This is a genomic window from Sphingorhabdus sp. YGSMI21 (genome assembly GCF_002776575.1).
Lineage (GTDB): Bacteria > Pseudomonadota > Alphaproteobacteria > Sphingomonadales > Sphingomonadaceae > Parasphingorhabdus.
Window position 1 is genome coordinate 1850139 of the sequence record NZ_CP022548.1, and the last position, 19573, is coordinate 1869711.

Annotated in this window: 13 protein-coding genes; 3 read left to right on the plus strand and 10 right to left on the minus strand. The window is 61.2% G+C overall.

The genetic code is table 11. The annotated features are described in order from the left end of the window. Nucleotides 1-40 precede the first annotated feature (40 nt). The gene (locus CHN51_RS09080; protein WP_346426339.1) at nt 41-853 is read right to left on the minus strand and encodes an NRDE family protein; all 813 of its coding nucleotides are present in this window, start codon (nt 851-853) and stop codon (nt 41-43) included. Nucleotides 854-1300: 447 nt separating this feature from the next. Between CHN51_RS09080 and CHN51_RS09090 the strand changes: the two genes are divergently transcribed. Beyond that, nucleotides 1301-2491 carry an acyl-CoA dehydrogenase family protein gene (locus CHN51_RS09090; protein WP_100093734.1) on the plus strand — a complete coding sequence of 397 codons (1191 nt, stop codon included), beginning with the start codon at nt 1301-1303 and terminating at the stop codon, nt 2489-2491. A 16-nt stretch (nt 2492-2507) separates the two neighbouring features. Here the strand turns inward: CHN51_RS09090 and eda are convergent, their stop codons facing one another. The 7 genes from eda to CHN51_RS09125 all read right to left on the minus strand — a co-directional run bounded on the left by eda (nt 2508) and on the right by CHN51_RS09125 (nt 11889). Beyond that, nucleotides 2508-3077, minus strand: a complete 570-nt coding sequence (eda, locus tag CHN51_RS09095; protein WP_206170051.1) for a bifunctional 4-hydroxy-2-oxoglutarate aldolase/2-dehydro-3-deoxy-phosphogluconate aldolase — start codon at nt 3075-3077, stop codon at nt 2508-2510. Next, nucleotides 3074-4045 (minus strand): glucokinase, encoded by a 972-nt coding sequence (gene glk, locus CHN51_RS09100; protein ID WP_100093735.1) that lies wholly within the window; start codon nt 4043-4045, stop codon nt 3074-3076. Before glk ends, eda begins: the two co-directional genes overlap by 4 nt. 2 nt (nt 4046-4047) lie before the next feature. After that, the gene (gene edd, locus CHN51_RS09105) at nt 4048-5868 is read right to left on the minus strand and encodes a phosphogluconate dehydratase (RefSeq protein ID WP_100093736.1); all 1821 of its coding nucleotides are present in this window, start codon (nt 5866-5868) and stop codon (nt 4048-4050) included. Beyond that, nucleotides 5865-6500: a 6-phosphogluconolactonase gene (locus CHN51_RS09110; RefSeq protein ID WP_100093737.1), complete on the minus strand. Its 636-nt coding sequence runs from the start codon at nt 6498-6500 to the stop codon at nt 5865-5867. Before CHN51_RS09110 ends, edd begins: the two co-directional genes overlap by 4 nt. Beyond that, nucleotides 6493-7956 (minus strand): glucose-6-phosphate dehydrogenase, encoded by a 1464-nt coding sequence (gene zwf / locus CHN51_RS09115; protein ID WP_103143267.1) that lies wholly within the window; start codon nt 7954-7956, stop codon nt 6493-6495. The genes CHN51_RS09110 and zwf overlap by 8 nt, the downstream gene beginning before the upstream one ends. An 80-nt stretch (nt 7957-8036) precedes the next feature. After that, nucleotides 8037-9314 carry a sugar MFS transporter gene (locus tag CHN51_RS09120; protein WP_100093738.1) on the minus strand — a complete coding sequence of 426 codons (1278 nt, stop codon included), beginning with the start codon at nt 9312-9314 and terminating at the stop codon, nt 8037-8039. Nucleotides 9315-9354: 40 nt separating this feature from the next. After that, a complete protein-coding gene (locus CHN51_RS09125) occupies nt 9355-11889 on the minus strand; it encodes an exo 1,3/1,4-beta-D-glucan glucohydrolase (RefSeq protein WP_240616929.1) in 2535 nt (844 codons plus the stop codon). A gap of 284 nt (nt 11890-12173) precedes the next feature. On the opposite strand from CHN51_RS09125, the gene CHN51_RS09135 reads away from it, so the two are divergent. Further along, entirely contained in the window at nt 12174-15191 is a 3018-nt protein-coding gene (locus tag CHN51_RS09135; RefSeq protein WP_206170053.1) for a TonB-dependent receptor, read from the plus strand. A 120-nt stretch (nt 15192-15311) separates the two neighbouring features. Continuing rightward, on the plus strand, nt 15312-16868 hold the full coding sequence (locus CHN51_RS09140; protein ID WP_100093740.1) for a tryptophan halogenase family protein: 1557 nt from the start codon (nt 15312-15314) through the stop codon (nt 16866-16868). Nucleotides 16869-16878: 10 nt separating this feature from the next. Here the strand turns inward: CHN51_RS09140 and CHN51_RS09145 are convergent, their stop codons facing one another. Both CHN51_RS09145 and CHN51_RS09150 read right to left on the minus strand, forming a co-directional pair. Then, complete coding sequence (locus CHN51_RS09145) at nt 16879-18168, minus strand: MFS transporter (protein ID WP_100093741.1); 1290 nt, start codon at nt 18166-18168, stop codon at nt 16879-16881. Continuing rightward, on the minus strand, nt 18165-19193 hold the full coding sequence (locus CHN51_RS09150) for a LacI family DNA-binding transcriptional regulator (RefSeq protein ID WP_100093742.1): 1029 nt from the start codon (nt 19191-19193) through the stop codon (nt 18165-18167). The genes CHN51_RS09145 and CHN51_RS09150 overlap by 4 nt, the downstream gene beginning before the upstream one ends. Between the last annotated feature and the right edge of the window lie 380 nt (nt 19194-19573).

A 19573-nucleotide genomic window follows, 5' to 3' on the forward strand; every position in this document is an offset into this window, starting at 1 on the left:
CGGCATGCACGGATTTTCTATGCCGGCTGCCAACGGGATTTCAGCCCGGCCAGGAAAAGGACAGGCGGTCTTCCCCGGTGGTTCGGGCGGCGGCATCGAAGCGGCGCTCCAGCATGGATCCGTTGCCCGCATGGTCAATCGCGACAATCGTGCTGCAGCGCGTTCCGTAGACCGGATTTTCAATGAATATCCCGGAACTGGCCGGTTCCAGCTGCGCCGGCCTCGGGCCTGTTGCGTCTTGCGCCAGCGGATATGTTGATCGGTCGGTCAGCAGGTCAAGCAGCGTGGCCGGCTCCGTCGACGCGCTCTGCAACCAGCCCTGCAGGGCCGCATTGAGATGCCCGGCCTTCGCCCAGGGACTGTCCAGCGAACCGTTGGAGAGTCCATGGATACCCGGCTCGAGCCCGCGGCTGACACTGTCCGGCCGGTTGGAATGGATCAGGGCCTTGCCAGCCTCGATGGTGATCAGGTTGAACGGGTTGAAGTCCGAAAAATGCACCGCATCGAGATCGGCATAAACACCCTCGCCAGCCAGAAAGTCCCTGAGCAGGTCACCGCGCGACGCGCGTCCGGCGTCGGGCGCGCCATAGCCGCTGAGATTGGTGACCACGGCAAAACGACCCTGTTCGGAGATGCCGAGCCAGGTCCCGCCGGCCTGCACGTCTTTCCCCGCCAGCAAATGGTCGTGGTTTTCCCACCGGGCCAGCGGTTTTGCGGGGCGACCGTGCATCTCGTCCCGGTTGCCGATCGCGACAAGTTTCCAGTGGGGATGGGCCTGCCACGCTAGGGAAATGATGCACATCGGGCGGCAATAGCAAAGCCGCGCTTCTTTGCGAATATATTGTCCCGGCAAGTCTCCTTTTTACCAAAAATAAAAACAGGGTCACACGGGTCACACCCCCTAAAGCGGAAAAAGCTTTGGTCGCGTGCGGGGGTTATTCTGACCTCCGGCTAACGGTTTCCATTAGGGAGGAGCGAGGCGCAGAGCGGCGATTTCGGGGCGGATCAGCTGTGACCATGTTGCTGCTTTACCATAGGCCGGGGGCTGTAGGAAAGGCGCGGGTCGCCGGCTGGAACGAATCGCCTATCACCATCGTCTGTCCCCCCGGCTCGCGCGAAGCCGCGATGCAGAAGGGCTTGCCTCTCCTACTTCCTGCGCTGCGCGGATGCTGTGAGGGTCAGGGTGCGAAAGGTCTTGCGCAAATTTGAATCACAACGGCAGTTCACATTTTGTCCGATTAGTGCACAGTCACCGCCATTGAAGCCGGGACCACGGCAGCAGAGGAAAGAGGGCAATATCATGAAACTGGGTCACGACACCGCATTGCAGGCCTTTCGCGAGAAGATACGATCCTATTTCCAGCATGACTATCCGCAGGATATCCTGGCAAAAGTTGCTTCGGGTGCAAGCCTGACCACCGCCGAGGTCCGCCGCGCCGAGATGGCGCTGGGCGAGCGGGGCTGGCTGGCGAGCGCTTGGCCGGAGGAATATGGTGGTCCGGGCTGGTCGATCGAGGAACAATATATTTTCGACGAGGAGCTGGAGCGGGCCGGAGCGCCGACGGTGACGCCTATGGGTGTCGTCTATGTCGGTCCGGTGATCTACACATTTGGCAGCGACGAGCAGAAAGCCCGCTGGCTGGGCGGGATTGGTGACGGGTCGGTCGGCTGGGCGCAAGGTTATAGCGAACCCGAAGCGGGCTCCGATCTGGCCTCCCTGCAATTTTCCGCGGTCCGGGACGGTGACGAATATATTCTTAACGGCACGAAAATCTGGACCTCGGCGGCCCAGCATGCGGACTGGATCTTCCTGCTGACCCGCACCGCGCGCGAAGCGAAGAAACAGATGGGCATCACCTTCATCTGCTGCAAGCTCGACCAGCCCGGCGTGACGGTGAAGCCGATCATCACCATCGACGGTAAATATTATCTCAGCCAGTGCGATTTTGTCGATGTCCGGGTTCCCGTCGGCAACCGGATCGGCGAGGAGGGCAAGGGCTGGTCCTATTCGCAATATCTGCTGGGCAACGAGCGCACCTCCTACGCGCGAATCGGTGGCAAGCGGAAGCAACTGGCCGATGTCCGTGCGATCGCGTCGCAAATTCCGACCGGCGGCAACCAGCGGCTGATCGATGACGGCTTTTTTGCGAGCCGCCTGTGCGAAGCGGAAACGCGGCTCGACGCGCTGGAAATCACCGTGCTCCGGGTGCTGACTGCGGTCCGTGATGGCGGGACGCCGGGCAACGAGGCCTCGATCCTCAAGATCATGGCGACCGATCTGGCGCAGGACATCACGACCCTGTTTCTGGAAGCCGCGGCCGAGCACGGCAACCGCAAATTTGCCGACAGTGTCAGTCCGGAATGGACCGGGAATGCCGCCTTCGCCGCGCCCGGCGTGGCCAATTATTTCGGCACCCGCGCGCAGAGCATCTATGGTGGCACGAATGAAATCCAGCGAAACATCATCGCCAAAAGGGTCCTGGGGCTCTAGCCGCTATTGCCCTGTTCTAAAGCGACGGGACCAGCCAGCTGCCACCGACGCACAGGACATTGTCCATCGCCAGCCATTGGGGCGCGGTGGCTTCGCTGATCCCGCCGGTCGGGCAGAACAGACATTGTCCGAACGGTCCGCTCAGCGCCTTGAGTGCGGCTATGCCGCCCGCTGCCTCGGCCGGGAAAAATTTGAAATGGTTCAGACCGAGATCCAGCCCGCGCATGATGTCACCCGCAGTGGCGACGCCGGGGAGAAAAGGGATATCGGCGGCAATCGCGGCCTGGCCCAGCCGGTCGGTCAATCCGGGCGAGACGATGAATTCGGCGCCTGCGTCGATGGCTGCAGCAAGCGCGTCAGGATTGGTGACAGTGCCGGCGCCGACGATTGCACCCGCAACCTGTTTCATTTCCGCAATGGCTTCCAGCGCACAGGCCGTCCGCAATGTCACTTCGAGCACCGGATAGCCGCTGCTGACCAGCGCTTCGGCCAACCGCTTCGCGCGGGCAAGATCGTCGATGACCAGCACCGGAATGACCCTGGCCCGACGCATCAGCTGCTCGATCGGTCTGATCTGCCCGGTCATGCGCCATGTTCCTGGATGAAGGCCGCAGCCGCACCGAGCAGGCCAGGTTCGGGATGGGTGATCAGCTTGACCGGCAGGCTTTCCATCAACCCGCGGTAACGGCCCTTGGACGTGAAACGGTCGGCAAAACCGGACGCGGCGACATGATCGGTCAGTCTGAGGCCCAGGCCACCGGCCAGTACGACCGCACCGGCGCCATGGGCCAGCGCGATGTCCCCGGCCACCGATCCCAGTGCCAGAAAGAAACGGTCGAGCGCAGCGATGGCGATGCTGTCGTGACCTTCCAATGCCAGTTTCCACAGCAGCTTGTCGTCGCCGGCGGGCATCGGCCGGTTTTCCATGTCCGACAGCACTTCGAATATGGCGCGCAGGCCAGGTCCCGATACGATGCGCTCGACCGACACCCGGCCATGCACGGCGCGCAGCGTTTGCAAGATGCGGTCTTCGACGGCATCGCGCGGAGAAAAATCGCAATGGCCCGCTTCTGTCGCCAGGACCTGGTGCTTGCCGTCCGTGCAGACCAGCGCCGCCACGCCCAGACCGGTGCCCGGGCCTATCACGCTGATCACCCCGGATTGCGGCAGCGCTATGTCCGGCCCGGCAATATGCATGAACCGGTCGCTGCCGACCAGAGCAACGGCATGGGCGACCGCCGCGAAATCATTGACCAGAGTATAGCGGTCTACCGCCAGTTTCTCGCAGATTTGTGGCGGTCTGATGATCCACGGATTGTTGGTGAGATTGATCAGCTCGTCGTTGATCGGAGCGGCAACGGCAATGGCCGCGGCGCGGGGTAGCGGTCGGTCCAACTGCTCGCCAAAGACTTCCCATGCAATCTGGAAACTCGGATGGTCGGCGGTCGCCAGCGTTATCGGTTCCGAGAGCGATGCGATAGCGCCATTCTCTACGTCCGCGATGGCAAAGCGGGCATGGGTGCCGCCGATATCGGCTACGACAATCTCGGCCATGTCTAGAGTCCCGCCTCGGCCAGCATCGCCGAGCCGCCTTTTTCCGCCGGATCGCTGTGATGGCGCATCATCGCGAACAGTTCGCGGCCGGTGCCCATGGCGGGCGGCGGTGGCGCGGCCTGTTCGCGGGCCTCCCATTCTGCCGGATCGACCAGCGCAACAAGCTCGCCTTTCGCCGCGCAGACCCGCACCCGGTCGCCGTCCCGCAGCTTGCCCAGCGGGCCGCCGTGATAGGCCTCCGGCGAAATATGGATCGCCGCGGGTATCTTGCCGCTGGCTCCGGACATGCGGCCATCGGTGACGAAAGCGACCTTATAGCCCTTGTCCTGCAACACGCCGAGCGGCGAGGTGAGCTTGTGCAGTTCCGGCATGCCATTGGCCGCCGGTCCCTGAAAGCGGACGACAACGATGACATCGCGATCCAGCTTGCCGTCCTTGAAGGCCGCGACCACATCATTCTGGTCGTGGAAAATGGCCGCCGGCGCTTCGATCGTCCAGCGGACGGGGTCGACCGCGCTGACCTTCATCGTCGCCCGGCCGAGATTGCCCTGCAGCAGCTTCATGCCGCCATCCGCCTTGAAAGGACTGTGCACCGGACGCAATATCGTGTCGTCGGCGCTCTGTTCCCGGGCATCGTCAAAGCGCAATATATCCCCTTCGAGGACCGGCTGCCTTGCGCCCTCGGACAGCGAGCGACCGTAGACGGTCATGATATCATCATGCGCCAGGCCCGCCCCGATCAGCTCGCGGATGACATAGGGCATGCCGCCCGCGGCGGTGAAATGGTTCACGTCGCCCGCACCATTGGGATAGACACTGGCGATCAGCGGCACGGCTGCGGACAGCTCGTCCATATCGTCCCAGTCGATCATTATTCCGGCGGAGCGGGCGATGGCGGGAAGGTGAATCACATGATTGGTCGAACCGCCGGTGGCGAGCAGGCCGACCACGGCGTTGACAATGGCTTTTGCGTCGATGCAGCGGCCCAGCGGGCGGTAATCGTCACCCGCCCAGCCATTGCGGGTCAGCTGATGCGTCGCGGCACGGGTCAGTTCCTGGCGCAGCTTGGTGCCCGGATTGACGAAGGAGCTGCCGGGCATATGCAGGCCCATCATCTCCATCATCATCTGGTTGCTGTTGGCAGTGCCGAAGAAAGTGCAGGTCCCCGCGCCATGATAGCTGGCGCTTTCCGCTTCGAGCAATTCTTCCTCGCCCACCTTGCCCTGGGCATATAGCTGCCGCACGCGGACCTTTTCCTTGTTGGCGAGACCCGACGGCATCGGTCCGGCGGGGATCAATAGGGTCGGCAAATGGCCGAAGCGCAGCGCGCCTATCAGCAGTCCGGGTACGATCTTGTCGCAGATGCCGAGCAGCAGCGCGCCTTCGAACATGCCGTGGGACAGGGCGACCGCCGTGCCCATCGCGATCACGTCGCGGCTGAAAAGGGACAGTTCCATGCTGTCCTGCCCCTGGGTAACCCCGTCGCACATCGCCGGCACGCCGCCGGCAACCTGCGCGGTTGCGCCGGCTTCGCGGGCGAAAATCTTGATCTGCTCGGGATAGCGGCCGTAGGGCTGATGCGCCGAGAGCATGTCGTTAAAGGCGGTGACAATGCCGATATTCATCGCCTTGCCCGAGCGGATGACGGGCTTGTCCGCGCCGCTGGCGGCAAAGCCGTGCGCGAGATTGCCGCAGGACAGGGTGGGCCGGTGAACGCCGGCGTCGCGGGCGCGGTCGATCAGGTCGAGATAGGCCTTCCGGCTTTTCGCCGACCGGGCGATGATCCGTTCGGTGACTTTCTCGACGACGGGATGAAGGGTCATGTGCGACTCCAGAAGATGGTGATCGGGCAGCGGGCGGCGGCAAACAGTCTGGCGACCGGCAGGTCATTCTCGCCGGCAATGGCTTCATCAAGCACTCGCTTCTTGTCACAACCCCGCACGACCAGCATGATCTCCCGGGCCTGGGTCAGAGCCGCGAGGTTGAGCGACAGGCGCTCGAAAGGCGCTTCGGGTGGCAGGGGATCGGGTCGCGTGCGGATGACGGCGGGCGCACCCCTGGCATTAGGCTCGATGTTCGGAAAGAGCGACGCGATATGGCCATCTGCGCCCATGCCGAGCCAGACCAGATCGAATAACGGCAGCGGCAAACCTTCTTCCAGCTTCGCAACATGGGCAGGCGTCGCATCAAAAGAGGCCTCCAGTCTGCCTTGGTTGCTAGCGGGGTGGTTCGGCGGAACAATGCGCTCGTCGGTCAGCATCAGCGACACTGTGCCCCATGGCAGGGTGCGCCTGGACAATATGTCAAAAATGGGCAGCGGCGTTTTTCCTCCGGGAACCGCCAGCCAGTGATTGCCGGGGCGCTGGATGATCGCGCCAATATGGTCCGCGACCGATTCAGCATCGGCCTTGGCGGCCCAGCAGATCGGGGCGGTTATGTCCTCGGCCTCACTCATGCCAGCTCACTCCGTCGCGTTCGGTCAGCGCAATGGCTGCCGATGGTCCCCAGCTTCCTGCACCATAGGATTTCGGTTTCATGTCATTCTTGTGCCATGTCTCGCGAATGGCATCGACCCAGCGCCACTGGGCCTCGACCTCGTCGCGGCGCACGAACAATGTGGGGTCGCCGTCGATCAGGTCGAGCAGCAGCCGTTCATAGGCGATCCGCTTGCGCGCTTTTGCAAAGGCCTGCGAGAGCGACAGGTCGAGCGGGACCTCGCGCAGCACCACGCCGTCGCGGTCAAGGCCCGGCTCCTTGGCCATCACCTGCAATCGCACATATTCCTCCGGCTGCAGGCGGATGACCAGGCGGTTGGCATTGAGCCGACCACCGCGCTCGGCAAAGATATTATGCGGCACCGATTTGAACTGGATCACGATTTCGCTGCGGCGCTCGGACAGGCGTTTGCCGGTGCGCAGGTAGAAGGGCACGCCCTGCCAGCGCCAATTGTCGATATGCGCCTTGATCGCGACGAATGTCTCGGTGTCGGAACCCTCGCCCAGATCGTCGGCATAGCTTGTCACAGCGCCGCCCTTGACCGCTCCCTCGCCATATTGGCCGCGGACCATTTCCTCCGCCGTGACCGGGCGCAGGCTGCGCAGGACCTTCACCTTCTCGTCGCGGATGGACGTGGCATCAAGACTGGCCGGCGCCTCCATGGCGGTGAGCGCGAGCAGCTGGAGCATATGGTTCTGGACCATATCGCGCAAAGCGCCGGTATCGTCGTAAAAGCCGTGACGCCCCTCCAGACCGACGGTTTCCGACACGGTGATTTCCACATGGTCGATGCCATTGGCGTTCCACAGGGGCTCGAACATCATATTGGCAAAGCGCAGCGCCATCAGGTTCTGGACCGTTTCCTTGCCGAGATAATGGTCTATCCGGAATGTCTGATCCTCGGTGAAGGCCGCAGCCACCGCGTCGTTGATCAGGCCAGATGTTTCCAGATCATGGCCGAGCGGCTTTTCCAGGCCAATCCGGACATTGTCTCCTGTCAGTCCGGCAGAATCGAGACCGGCGATGGTGGCCTCGAACAGCGATGGCGCGGTCGAAAGGAAAATTGCCAGTCCGCCGGATATGTCGCCGAGCTTGCCGGACAGCGCATCATATCCTTCGCTCTTCCGTGCATCCAGCGGCTGGTAGGACAGGCGCTCGAGAAAGGATTGCAACTGCCCGTTGCCCTTGCGATCCTCCGGCAGATATTCCGACAGGGCTTCTGCCGCCAGTGCGCGATAGTCCTCGTCCGACATCTCGCTGCGCGCGGTCCCGACGATCCGCAGGTCCGGCGCGATCAGGCCATCTTCGTGCAGCGCAAAGAGCGAAGGCAGAAGCATGCGTTTTGCCAGATCACCGGTCGCTCCGAAAAGCAGCAAGCGGGACGATATGCCGCTATTCTCTGTGGCTTTGGTCACAATATTTTCCCGTCTGTCAAATGGCACCTGTACCAGTCATGGTTGCAAGCGACAACGACCCACATCCGGCTGCCGGAAATCTATTTCCGGGCCGCATAGAGGCCGTACCAGGCGATGACGGCGTAGCAGCCCATCGGCACGACCAGCGCCACGGCGAGCCCTCCGGCATCTGCGACCACGCCGGTCAGCAGCGGAATGATCGCACCGCCGACGATGGCGGTGCAGAGCAGGCCGGAGGCTTGCGGTGCCTCTTCGTCCAGTCCTTCTGTCGCGAGACTGAAAATGGTCGGGAACATGATCGAGTTGGCGAGGCCGACTGCGACCAGCGAATAGGCGGACAGTTCGCCGGTCGAGACCGCCGAGACGATATTGAGCACTATCGCCGCTGCGGCAAAAAGCGCGAGCAGCAGGCCCGGCCTGGTCAGGCGCAGCAGGAAGCCGCCCATCAATCGTCCGATCAGCGCGCCCAGCCAGTAATAGGACAGCATGATGCCGGCAGAACGGGGATCAAGCGCCAGCGTCCTGTCGTCTCCGAGATAGTTGACCATGATGCTGGCAATTGCGACTTCCGCGCCGACATAGAGGAAGATGCAGACCACGCCGAAGCGCAAGCGGGCATTGCTGCGCAGCAGGGCGAAGCTGCCCGTCATCTTCACTTCCTCGACCTTCTGGCGCTCGATGAAATTGCGCGCAAACCAGAACATCACGGCGATCAGCGCAAGGACGATGGCAAGGCCGATATAGCTGTGGCCGATGACCGTCGTTTCCGCGACCCGATAGGCTTTCAGCGCCTCTCCGGTGAGCGTCGAGCCATCGGTTTCTGCGGTCTCGCCGAGGATGATTTCGGCCCCAAAGCGGACCATCAGGAAGACGCCGACCGAATTGAAAAATTGCGCGAAGGTCAGGCGGCTATGCGCGGTTTCCGGGCTGCCGAGCGACAGGATCAGCGGATTGACCGCGACCTGTAGCAGGGTGATGCCGCCGCCGAGCATGAACAAGGCCGCGAGAAAGGATCCAAACAGGCCCGAATAGGCGGCCGGGAGGAACAGCAGGCAGGAAACGGCCATGATCCCGAAGCCGAGGACAATGCCGCGAAAATAGCCGAGCTTTTTCATCACGATACCGGCAGGGATCGAGAAAATGGCATAGCTGGTGAAAAAGGCGAACTGCACCAGCATCGCCTGCGCATAGTTGAGCGAGAACAGGCCCTTGAGTTTCGGGATCAGCACATCGTTCAGATTGGTTATCCCGCCGAACAGGAAAAATATCGCCACCACCAATATCAGGACGCCGCGCGTCTCGAGCTTCGAACCCTCTGCCGGCGCAGCGGCTGGCGCGCCTGTTGCCTCAATTGTCATTATCTCTCTCCTGCCTGTCTCTTGTTCTTATCGTTCATATTCATTCGCAGTCCAATATCCTGTCGGCCACCGTCCCCACCGCGACCCGCGACAGGCTGAATTTGACGGCACCGCTGGTGGATATCTGGAAGGGCGCGTCCAGCTTGCTGACGTCGGCGCCCGCATTGGCGAAACATTTCAGCGACAGGCCCACGGTCTGCCATTCGCCGGCCTGCAGCGCGTCAAGCCCGCCCGGTGCGACGGCTCCGCCGCAGCCCGGACCGCATTGCATCGAGAATATGAGCGGGGCGCTGCCCTTTTCGTCATAGCGCATCGTCACCAGCAACAGCACATCACCATTGGTTTCGCGGCTGATGTCGATCGGCGCATGGGTCACCAGCTCGATCAGGGCAGGGCCGCTGCCATCGGTGGTAAATTGGCGCGCGCCTTCCTGCGTCAGATGGTCGACCGCCCGGACCTCTACCCGGCCATCGACGGCTTCCACCGGCGTGGTGGTGATGCGCGTCCGGTCCGACTCGCCATCCGAGACCATCAGCGACCAGGAAGCGGTGGGCAGACCCTTGTCGAAAAACAGTCCGGCGCTGGTCTCCTCTTCGGCGACGCCGGAAATTTCCGGCAACACAGGCACGTCGGAAACAGCGTCCGTGGTCAAACCATAGTCCAGATCGAACAGGCGGGGACCCAATGCGTCGGCCGTCATCGGCCAGCTGAAGCTTAGTCTCCCCTCGAATTCATGGGCCAGATTGCCGTCTTCGTCGCGGAACAGCATGTCTGCCACGCCGCCGCCCTCGGAGCCGGGCAGCCAGGCCGCGACAAAGGCGTCGGACGCATTGATTTCCGGATTGGTCCACAGGGGACGCCCCGTGAGAAAGACGGATACGACCGGAATGCCCTGCGCTTTCAACTTGCGCATCGTCGCCACGGGACCTTTGAGTTCGGGCTTGAGTTGCAGCGTTTTCAGGTCGCCCTGGAATTCGGCATAGGGCGTTTCGCCAAAGACGACGATCGCTGCGTCCGGCTTTTGCTCGTAGCTGCCGTCGGGTGCATGACGGGCGGTGCCGCCGGCAGCGGTGACGGCATCGCTGATGCCCTGCCAGATCGAGGTCGCCCCCGGAAATTTGTCGTTCGAAATGCCGGTGCCCTGCCAGGTCAGCGTCCAGCCACCCGAAGCGCGGCCGATATCATCGGCGCCATCGCCGGCGACAAGAATATGGCTCTTCGGGCTGAGCGGCAATATCTGCCCATTGTTCTTGATAAGAACCAGCGACTTGCGCACCGCTTCCCGGGCCAGCGCGCGGTGATCCGCGCTGCCGAGAAGATCATAGCGGCCGGAATAGGGGCGACTCGAAGGGCGTCCGGCTTCAAACAGTCCGGCCCGGATTTTGACCCGCAATATATTGGCGACCGCGTCGTCCAGCCGGGCCATTGGCACGGTGCCGTCCTTCGCCTGTTTCACCAGGCTGTGATAGAGCGGCTTCCAGGTATCCGGAGCCATATACATGTCGAGCCCGGCGTTGATCGCCTGCGGGCAGCTCGCGTTGGTGCATCCCTGTATCTGGCCGTGGGCGTTCCAGTCGCTGACCACGAAACCGCCAAAGCGCATGCGCTCCTTCAATACGTCGGTCAGCAGGCCCTTGTGGCCGGTGATCTTCTTGCCGTTCCAGCTGGAAAAGCTTGCCATGATTGTCTGTACGCCGGCGTTGATGGCCGGAACATAGGGTGTGCCGTGGACATCGCGCAATTCGGTCTCGCTGATCCGGGCATCGCCCTGATCGCGGCCTTCAAATGTACCGCCATCGGCCAGAAAATGCTTGGTGCTGGCGAGTACATGGGGCCCGTTCAAGATCGGCTCGTCGCTGGGGACTCCCTGCAGCCCTCGGATGAACCGGCCGACATAGCTGGCGACCAGAGCGGGATCCTGCGAATAGCCTTCATAGGCGCGGCCCCAGCGGCCGTCCTGCGGTACCGTTATGGTTGGAGCGAAGGTCCACTCCATTCCGGTCGAGCGCAATTCGAGAGCGGTCGCCTGGGCGATTCGCTCCAGCAATTCCGGATCGCGCATCGCGCCGAGTCCGACATTATGGGGAAAGAGAGTCGCGCCGACGATATTGCTGTGGCCGTGCACCGCGTCGGTGCCCCAGATGATCGGTATGGCGGTGCGTCCGCCGCTGGTGTCGACCGACGCATCATAAAAGGCGTCGGCCAGTGCCAGCCATTTCTCCGGCGGCGCGAATTCGTCTCCGCCCGGCGCCGAATTGCCGCCATTGAGAATCGACCCGAGATGATAGCGTTTCGCTTCCTCCGGCGTGACGCTGGCGATATCCGCCTGGATGACCTGGCCGACTTTCTCCTCGACCGTCATACGGGCTAGCAGCGATTCGATGCGCGATTCGACGGCGGCATCTTTGGCATAGGGCCAATCGGCCTGTGGCCAGATGTCAGGATGGACGGTCGCGGCCGTATCATCGGGCGTGGCGGCGATTTTTTCCGCCGGCAGCGGAGTGCTCACGCATGCCGGGATCATGGTCAGGGCCAGCAGCGGGCCGGCGATTCTGTGGTACGCATTACAGGTCAATTACATATCCTCCCACAAGGTCTTTGCTACTTTCGAGTAGTCTTCCAACCGGCCAATACATATTTTTGACAACGTTATCAATCAAATTTGACAACCTTGTCATTTTTGCGTTGACAGCGTTATCAATTTCTTGCAGATCAATATGCGAGATGGACTTGTCTGAGTCCATTGGCGCAACTGGGGCGTGCACTTTGCCCTTTTACGTATCTGCAAGTCGCAACGGCTGCAGATGATTTAAAATGGATGATTTCGCGGAAAAGCGTTACATTCGGGAGGATGATAGAATGATCGGTACCAGAAATATATCTCGTCGTGCTTTGATGGCTGCTGCTTCCCTATATGCATTGGGAAGCGCCGGCACTGCCATGGCCCAGGATGCTCCCGCTCCGGCTCCGGAAGCGGAAGCCGCCGAGACGGATGAGAATATCATCATCGTCAGCGGTTTCCGGGCTTCGCTGGAAAACGCGCTGGTCGCCAAACGCGACTCAAACCTGATCATTGAATCGGTGACGGCGGAAGATATCGGCAAATTCCCGGACCAGAATATCGCCGAGTCGCTGCAACGCCTTCCCGGTGTCCAGATCGACCGCGAAAATGGCCAGGGCACGAAGGTCCGTATCCGCGGCCTCGATCAGAACCTGACGCTCCTTAATGGCGACCTGTTTGTCAGTGGCCAGGAAACCTTCAAGGTCGGCGAGGGCAATTTCGTCCGCAATGACTCGCTGGAAGGCGTGCCATCGGAACTGATCGGTGGCGTTGAAGTGTTCAAGTCACCCAACGCCTCCCTTATCGAAGGCGGTCTTGGCGGTATCGTCAATCTGAAGACACGCAGCGCGCTGGACATGAAAGACGGGTTCACCATCGCCGGCAACGCCCGTTTGAACAAGGGCACGGAAATCAGCGGATGGGAACCGACCGGAGCGCTGATCGCGGGTTATAATTTCAATGACCAGCTGGGTATCATCGCCTCGTTCAGCTATGACAAGACCAACGACCATCACAATGTGCTCGGCGGGGAAAATCGCGGCAACTGGGCCTTTGCTGCCGGTCGCCGGGACACGGCAACCACGCCGACCAACTATTATGCTCCGGAATATCGCTATATAACCGATCGCGATCAATATCGCCGGCGCTGGGGTGCTTCGCTTGGCCTCAACTATCGCCCGACCGACGAGTTGGAGCTTAGCGCAACCTATATCCACTCCGATCTGAAAGTGGACACCCGCGAGGCCTCGGCCAAATTCCCGTTCGGTCAGGGGGAATTGCTGCAACTCAGCTCTGACGCCGTAATCGACTCCGACGGCGTCTTGCAGAGCGGCACCGTGCAGGCGAATTCGGCCGAGGTTATCTCGCTGGTTGATGTTACGAATATCAAGTCGGACAATCTGCAGTTCGGCATCGACTGGGACAATGGCAGCAATTTCCGCGCCAGTATCGCAGCCAATTATTCCACCGCAGACCTCAATCGCGAAGTGGCCAATGCCGATGTGCGCTACACCCAATATGGCATTCGCCAGACTGATCCGGGCGGCGCCCTGATCGACGGGGTGCCCGGCAATCCGGCTGCCCCGGCGACCTGGGATTTCACCTATGACAATGGCAAGTTCCCGGTCTTCGGCTTCGGCGCCGGAACCGCCGACGATCTGTTCACCAATCCGGCCAACGGCTATTTCAAGTCGCACTGGGCCTTTGGCGACCGGTCCAAGGTGGACGGCCATTCGATCAAGGCTGATTTCGCCTATGATGTGGACAATAGCGATGACAACACGATCACGCTGAGCGCAGGCTTCCGTTATGGCCAGCGCACCGTCGAGTTCGGTTCAGGACGCTATCTGGCGGACTTGTCCGGCAAAGGTGAACTGGATGCGACGGCGATTCCGGAATCCGAGCGTGAAGACAATTTCCAGTATAACTGGACGCCTTATGGTTATTTCCAGGACGGTGCGATCGGTTTCAAAATCTGTGATTTGCCAGAGGCCAACAAGCCTGCAGCCTTCGCCGGTTGCTCCCGCTTTGGTAACTCGCCTGCTGTCAACACGCCGTTCCAGTCCTTTTTGTCCAATCCGGAACGGGTTGAGACGATCAAGAATTTTGCTGGTGGCGGCAATATTCCGGGCGACAGTATCTCGGTTCAGGACCGGTCGCAGATGACCGATGCTCTCGGCTGGCTGCAAGCGCTATATCCGGATACGCCGATCAGCTATTTCGAGGATCCGCTGCAGGCCTATCTGGTCAAGGAAGAAACGAAGTCCGGCTATATCATGGCGGATATGGGCGGAGCGGACGATCCCTATCATATCAATGTCGGTCTGCGGGTCGTGAACACCAGATTGCGGGTCGACCAGAACCAGCCATCCAATGCCGATCCCAGCTATTGGGGTACCGACAGCTGGAACGGCGTTTTGCGCGACTTCCAGACCGATACGATTGTCCGCAGCACGACCGATTTCCTGCCGAGCATCAACGCGGTGGTCGACATTGCCGATGACAAGAAGCTCCGTTTCTCCGCCGCGCGCGTGGTTGCACGTCAAGCGCTCGATGACCTGGGTCGCGGATTCTCTACGCAGTTTACCAGAGATTCCACTGTTGGATCGCCGACCGAGAACTTGTTTCTGTTTACCAACGGGTCACGGGGCAATGCCGAGCTGGAGCCGTTCCGCGCCTATCAGTTCGATCTGGCCTATGAAATGTACTTTGGTCGGCAAGGCCTGCTTTCGGTTGGTGCCTTCTGGAAAGAAGTCGACTCCTTCATCGTCACGGAGACCGTTCCGATTTTCGTGAACGATCAGTCGGGCGGTCGATTGGGGCCGGTTAGCCAGCCAGCCAACGGCACCGGCGGCCGGGTCCGGGGTTTCGAGGTTGCCGGTCAATATGCCTTTGACTTCGGTCTGGGCTTCACCGCCAACTATACATTCTCGGATACAAAAACCGATGGCTTCAACGATTTTGACAGCAATCTGGCCTTGCCGGGTGTGTCGAAACATTCGTTCAACAGTCAGATCTATTTCGAAAGAGATGGTTTTGCTGCGCGGGCTTCCTACACGTGGCGGTCGAAGCAATATGTCGGAAACTTCGGCTTTGGCGATGGTGGGGTGACGCGCACATTGGGTATCTACCAGCGGTCCTATGGCCAGCTGGATGGACAGATTTCCTATGACTTCAACGAGAATTTCGGCGTGCTTGTCGAAGGTATCAACCTGACGAAGGCAGACCAGTCCGCCTATCTGCAGTTCCCGGAATTGCCATTCCGCTATGAATCGGGATCGCGCAGAATTTACGTCGGCGGCAAATTCAAGTTCTAGTCTCCCTTAGTGCGGGCCGGCATCCCCAATGTTGCCGGCCCGCCTTTTTTATGCCCGTTTGTATATCGGCCTGACTGTTGCTAAATGACGGTCCGGCCGTTGGGAGTGCGGAAACCTGTCATGAGCGAAGCGCAGCATATCCGGAAAATCGCGATCGTCGGAGGCGGCACAGCCGGTTGGTCCGCGGCCTGTCTGCTGGGACGTATCTTTGCCCGCGACAACACCGAAATCACGCTGATCGAATCCTCTGCCATTCCCACCGTCGGCGTCGGCGAAGCGACCATCCCGCCGATCTTCGAATTTCTCCAGCTGCTGGAAATTGATCCCGTCGACTTTGTCCGGGAAACCCAGTCCACTTTCAAACTCGCTATCGAATTCCGTGACTGGCTGAAGGTCGGGCATAGCTACTGGCATCCGTTCGGCAATTTCGGCCTGACCATCGATCGCCGGCCCTTCCACCATTACTGGTGGAAAAACCAGGCGGAGGGCCATGACGAAAGCGTGGCCGATTTCTGCCCCTCGATCGCGCTCGCCGAGAAGAATAAATTTCTCTTTCCGCCCGCTGACGGACAATTTCCCGGCGGGGCCTTGTCCTATGCCCTGCATTTCGACGCCGGTCTTGTCGCCAAATATCTGCGGCAGGTTTCCGAAGGGCTGGGCGTCACCCGCCTCGACCGGAAGGTACAGAGCGCAACGCTCAACGATCGTGGCCATATAGGCGAACTGCTGTGCGATGACGGATCGCGGGTGGCCGCCGATCTCTACATTGACTGTTCCGGTTTTCGCGGGCTGCTGATCGAGCAGAGTCTGAACGCGGGCTATGAGGACTGGACCAACTGGCTGCCTTGTGACCGTGCGGTTGCGGTGCAGAGCGAAGCGGTGTTGCCGCGCACGCCCTATACAATTTCAACCGCGCGAGAAGCGGGCTGGCAATGGCGCATCCCGCTGCAGAACCGGGTCGGCAACGGCTATGTCTATTCCAGTGCCTTCATCAGCGATGCCGATGCGCAAGACCGGCTGGTCGGATCACTGGATGGAAAACCATTGGCCGATCCGCGGGTGATCGGATTTACCGCCGGCCACCGCAAGAAATTCTGGGACGGCAATTGCGTCTCGATCGGCCTGTCCGCCGGTTTTCTCGAGCCGCTGGAATCGACCAGCATCCACCTGATCGTGACCGGCCTCAACCGGTTGCTCGACTATTTCCCCGACCGCAATTTCGATCCCTCGCTGCAAGCCGCCTATAATCGCGAGACGCTGACCGAATATGAGCATATTCGCGATTTTCTGCTGCTGCATTATTATCCCAACCAGCGGGTCGGCGAGCCGTTCTGGGATCAGGTCCGCCATGCGCCGCTGCCCGACAGTCTGGCCACGAAGATGGAGATGTTCCGCAAGAACGGTCGCATCATATCGCGGCGGCGCGAGCTGTTTCACGATCTGAGCTGGTTCTTTGTCGCGCGCGGCATGGGCATCACGCCGGAAAGCTATGATCCGCTGGTGGATATTCCGGATTTTGCCGATGTCCGGGATGTGATGGGGCAGGTGGGGGACGCGGTCGGCCGGCTGGCCGATGCCGCCCCGACCCATGACCAGTTTCTCGACGCGCTGATCACGCCGGGCAACCATCGCCGGCCTGCCTTCCACGCGCCCTCTATTTCGGGCTTTGGCCGCTGAAAATCCCGGTCTAGAAACGCAAGCCGGCGCTGGCCTCCGCCCGCCGCTCGCTGGTCGGCCGGTAAAGCAGGATGGCGACACAGCAAATCACCGCCGCCAGAATCATGCCCGGCAGGACCGCACCGCCCTTGACCGTGGCGTCGGCGCCTCCGGTCAGGGCCAGGCTCAGCGCGATGATCTGCGGGGCCAGCGCCTGCCCCAGCTTGCGGGCGACATTGGACAGGGCATAGACATGGGCCGCGCATCCGGTGCCGTCGGGCAGGGTTTCGATATCGCGAATGGCGATCGGCACCATCGACCAGAACATGATCGACATGCCACAGGTTGCGGCGATGGCGATGGCGAGGGTGATCGTGGCGACGATCAGACCGGAACTGTAGAATATCGCCAGCATCGCCAGCGCGCCGATGTGCAGCAGAACCGCCCAGATCAAGGTTGCGACCAGACCGACCCGCGCGGAAAGGCTGACCCAGAGCGGTGCGGTGATCAGCAGCGCGGCGGAGGGCAGCAGCGCGGCCCAATAGCCCCATTCGGAATTGCCGAGGTCGCGGTCGAACAGAAACAGGATCGACTTGGCCGTCACGGTCGTGCTCAGTCCGGCCACCACGATCGTCAGCAGCAGCCGGCGCAGTGCTGCATTGCTGCCGACCAAGGCGAAATAATGGGAAATTTCCTGACCGGGGGACAGGGGCGGCATTGGCGGTGCCGCGACCCGCTCCTTCACGCCGATCCAGGTTATGAAGAAACAGGGTTGGGCCAGCAGCCCCAGGATCAGCGCGCCGGCCAGAAAAGGCGCGTCGTTTCCGGAGGTCAGAGCATAGATGGTCGCCGCAGTCAGCCCGCCGAGGGCTGCTCCCTGCATGCGCAGTCCGGTCAGCTTCAGCTGTTCCGACGGATCGTCGGTGATCCGCGCGGTGAGCACGGCATAAGGAATATTCCCGCAGCCATAGGCAAAGCGCAGTCCGACATGGGTGACCGCAGCATAGATGGCGAGATTATATCCGGCCAGCGGCGGCGAGCGGAAGGCCAGCCACAGCGCGACAGCGATCAGGGGGCCGCTCAGCAACACCCATGATCGCATCGGATAACGGGCGGCCATGCGATCGGCGAGCGCGCCGATAACCGGATCAAACAGCCAGTCGACCACCGCACCGATCAGGAAAATGCCGGCGGCAATGCCGAGCGGGAGCTGCAATATCTGGATATAGAAGAAGAGCAGATAGAGCTCGATCGACTGCCAGATCAGATTGAAGCCGACATCGCCCGCAGCATAGCTCAGGCGTTCGCGGCGCCGGATCATGACTTGCCGGCGGGTGGCGCGGTCGATTGCCGGACAATCAGCTCGCAGGCATGGGTTTCCAGCATCGCAAAGGGCTTTTTGTCGAGCTTGGCGATCAGCGCGTCGGTGGCATCGCGCGCCATGTCATAGACCGGCTGGTGGACGGTGGTGATGCGCGGCCAGACGATCTGTGCGATCGCGCTGTCGTCAAAGCCGGCGATCGAGACATCGTCGGGCACGCTCAGGCCGAGGTCGCGCGCGGCCATGATCGCCGCGGCGGCCATGTCGTCATTCTGGGCAAAAATCGCGGTCGGCCGGTCGGGCCGGTCGAGCAGCTTGTGGGCTGCGGCCAGACCGGATTCATAGGTATAATAGCCCTGTTCTTCGAGATCCGGCGCATGCGACACGCCCGCGCTCTTCAGCGCGTCGAGAAAGCCGTTCAACCTGGCGCCACTGGACGGGTGGGTCGGGTCGCCCTTGATCACGCCGATACGGCGATGGCCGAGTTCCAGCAAATAGGCGGTCATTTTTCGCGCCGCTTCGACATCGTCGGTGGTCCGGCTCGGGCCATATTCCAGCGATTCGGTGGGGGCAACGCGGGAAAACGGGAAATTGTGACGGGTCAGTTCGCTGAGCACCTGCGGGTGATCGGACGCGGGCGGGGTCAGGATCACCCCGTCCAGCGCGGCGGCCCGCAATATGCTCATGATCTTGCCGGCGACCTTGGCGACCGATTCCACCGGCAGCACAAGCAGGCGGTATTTTTCCCCGTGCAGGCGGTCCAGCGCGCCGCGCTGCAGTTCCACCACATAGTTGGGGCTGGGATTCTCGTAGATCAGGCCGAGCAGATAGGACCGGCGGCCAACCAGTCCGCGTGCCATGATATTGGGATGATAGTCCAGTTCTTCCGCGGCTTTCAGGACCTTGTCGCGCAGCACCTTCCGGACATGGGGCTCGTTGTTGAAGACCCTGGAAACGGTCTTGATCGAGACATCTGCAGCCGTCGCGACATCAACAATCGTAGCCCGCTTTTTGGAATCTGACATTATCCGGATATACTCGTTTTCATGGCAAGAACTTGTTCCATCATGCGGCACCTGTGAGACCATCGGTTCTAGGTGGATTATCGCAGATTTGCAACAGTATCAGCCTCGTTTTACGTCCGGAAACAGGCCGTTCGGACGGTGTCCGATACGGGAGCGCAATCCGTCCGGTGGCGGGGTGGGAGAGGGCCGGTTGCCCGGCCTCCGGCAAAAGAAATATCCCTTGATTCCCCCGCGAGAGGCGGTGGCAGGTATTTGGGACAGGATCGGGCCGCTGCAATTCCGGTTTTCACCTATTTCATGCCCGATCATATCGAGGAATATTATGCCCATATCGGCAGATTGACGGGACCCGAAAGCCTATATTATTTCACCTATCAGGA

Excerpts from the sequence above, each read along its gene's own strand:
- CHN51_RS09090 (WP_100093734.1), top strand. The coding sequence starts at position 1,301 with ATGAAACTGGGTCACGACACCGCATTGCAGGCCTTTCGCGAGAAGATA.
- eda (WP_206170051.1), bottom strand. The coding sequence starts at position 3,077 with ATGACCGGGCAGATCAGACCGATCGAGCAGCTGATGCGTCGGGCCAGG.
- glk (WP_100093735.1), bottom strand. The coding sequence starts at position 4,045 with ATGGCCGAGATTGTCGTAGCCGATATCGGCGGCACCCATGCCCGCTTT.
- edd (WP_100093736.1), bottom strand. The coding sequence starts at position 5,868 with ATGACCCTTCATCCCGTCGTCGAGAAAGTCACCGAACGGATCATCGCC.
- CHN51_RS09110 (WP_100093737.1), bottom strand. The coding sequence starts at position 6,500 with ATGAGTGAGGCCGAGGACATAACCGCCCCGATCTGCTGGGCCGCCAAG.
- CHN51_RS09120 (WP_100093738.1), bottom strand. The coding sequence starts at position 9,314 with ATGACAATTGAGGCAACAGGCGCGCCAGCCGCTGCGCCGGCAGAGGGT.
- CHN51_RS09135 (WP_206170053.1), top strand. The coding sequence starts at position 12,174 with ATGATCGGTACCAGAAATATATCTCGTCGTGCTTTGATGGCTGCTGCT.
- CHN51_RS09140 (WP_100093740.1), top strand. The coding sequence starts at position 15,312 with ATGAGCGAAGCGCAGCATATCCGGAAAATCGCGATCGTCGGAGGCGGC.
- CHN51_RS09145 (WP_100093741.1), bottom strand. The coding sequence starts at position 18,168 with ATGATCCGGCGCCGCGAACGCCTGAGCTATGCTGCGGGCGATGTCGGC.
- CHN51_RS09150 (WP_100093742.1), bottom strand. The coding sequence starts at position 19,193 with ATGTCAGATTCCAAAAAGCGGGCTACGATTGTTGATGTCGCGACGGCT.